The following is a 1,672-nucleotide window of genomic DNA, read 5'->3' as shown; positions in this document are numbered from 1 at the left end:
CGCGAGCGACCGTAGTAAGAGAGCTATGTCGCGTGTTTTCGAGGATTTTGAAGAGGTTGAAGACGTCCTCCTGATGCGGTTAACGGGTTCAGCCCAATGCATCGAGGAGGACGTCATGGCTAAGGGTAGTCGTCTGTCGCGTGGTGACAAGCGTCGCAATGCGAAGTTGGCCCGGTTGCGGGAGTTGGTGCCGGTCAACTACGCGATTTTGGGTATCGATTTGGCCGATGAAAAACAGGTGGTGGTTCTCACCGATCACGATTCTCAGGTGTTGGCGCGCAAGCGGGTGTCAGCCAAGGCCTGGGATATGGCGCCGTTGTTGGACTGGGCCCGGCGGTTCGCGAGCAGGCAGGGTTTCGCCGGTGTGACGGTGGGGTGTGAGCCGACCGGGCATCGCTGGCGGGTATTGGATCAGCTTGCTGCTCAACGCGGTATCACGCTGGTGTGTGTGAATCCGATGTTGGTGGGCAAAGCCCGCGAAACCGAGGACTACACCCGTGACAAGAGCGATGACAAGGACGCGGTGTTGATCGCGCGGCTGGTGGCCCAGCTCAACTGTTACATCCCTGAACGTGCAGACCAGGTCTGGGCGCGGCTGCGTCAGCTCGGCGCTCGCCGTCAACGGCTGATCGCCGAGTCCACCGCCTGTATTCAGCAGCTGCGTGATCTGCTCGAGTGCGCCTGGCCAGGGGTGCTTGAGGCAGCGGCCAAACCGTTTGAGTCCACCAATTGGTGTGCAGCCCTGGCGGTGGTGCTCGACCGCTGCGCAGGCCACCCCGAACGACTCGCACGGGGCGGGCTGGCCCGCTTTGAGGCCGCGGTGGTTCGTGAACTGTCCCGCTGGGGTGGCTGCCGTCGGCGCCGAGCCATCATCGAGGCGGTCTATGTGGCCTTGGTCGACCCGACCGGGGTCTGGACCCAACGACACGGAGCCCTCGAACGCGCCCGCTGGGTGCTCGCCGATTGGCGCGCAGCCAAGGCCCGGCTGGCCGAGGTGGAAACCTGCATGGCCGAGGTACTTGACGAACTCAACCTCACCGAACTGGTCACCACCATTCCCGGTCTCTCGGTAGTCGGAGCAGCGGCCATGCTGGCCGAAACCGGTGACCCCGCCCGCTTTGACAGCCCTCGCGCCCTGGTCAAACACGCCGGGCTGTGTCCGCGTGAGAACGCCAGCGGGACGTTTCGTGGCCGCTGCCAGATCTCGCGGCGGGGCCGGCCACGACTGCGCCTGGCCGCTTGGCGCGCGGTCTGGGGAGCGTTGCCGCACAACCCGGTGATGGCCGCTCGATACCGCTATCTGACCACCCGCCAACACAATCGGCTCACCGACGGACAGGCCCGCGCAGCGATCGCTGCGGCACTATTGCGCTGGCTGCACGTCATCACCACCAAGGGCGTGCCCTTTGATATCCGGCTGGCCGGTGCCGAGGTGATGCCCATAGCCGCCTAACGAACACCGGCTCCAAGACCACGGTTGGGGCCAAGCTCCACGCGCCCCTGAGACACCATCGCTGATCTCGCCAGACACCATGAGCAGGCCCCGCCCGTCCTGAAGAACTCGGTTGCACGCAGTAGGGACATCGAACCCGTTTGACGCACTACGTTGAGACCAGGACCAGGGCAGGCCACCCCAACCACCATTGACAAACACCACTTACGAAGGTGTCTG

The 1,672-nt window shown here is 64.3% G+C and carries 1 protein-coding gene; it reads left to right on the top strand.

The features are described from left to right. Positions 1–115 precede the first annotated feature (115 nt). Positions 116–1,453 carry an IS110 family RNA-guided transposase gene (locus tag AU072_RS23240; RefSeq protein WP_165595646.1) on the top strand — a complete coding sequence of 446 codons (1,338 nt, stop codon included), beginning with the start codon at positions 116–118 and terminating at the stop codon, positions 1,451–1,453. The last annotated feature ends 219 nt before the right edge of the window (positions 1,454–1,672 follow it).

Origin of the sequence: Mycolicibacterium novocastrense, assembly GCF_001499835.1 — a bacterium.
Taxonomy (GTDB): domain Bacteria; phylum Actinomycetota; class Actinomycetes; order Mycobacteriales; family Mycobacteriaceae; genus Mycobacterium; species Mycobacterium novocastrense.
The sequence above is the reverse complement of the archived record's forward strand: the minus strand, read 5'-3'. Positions and strand labels throughout refer to the sequence as shown.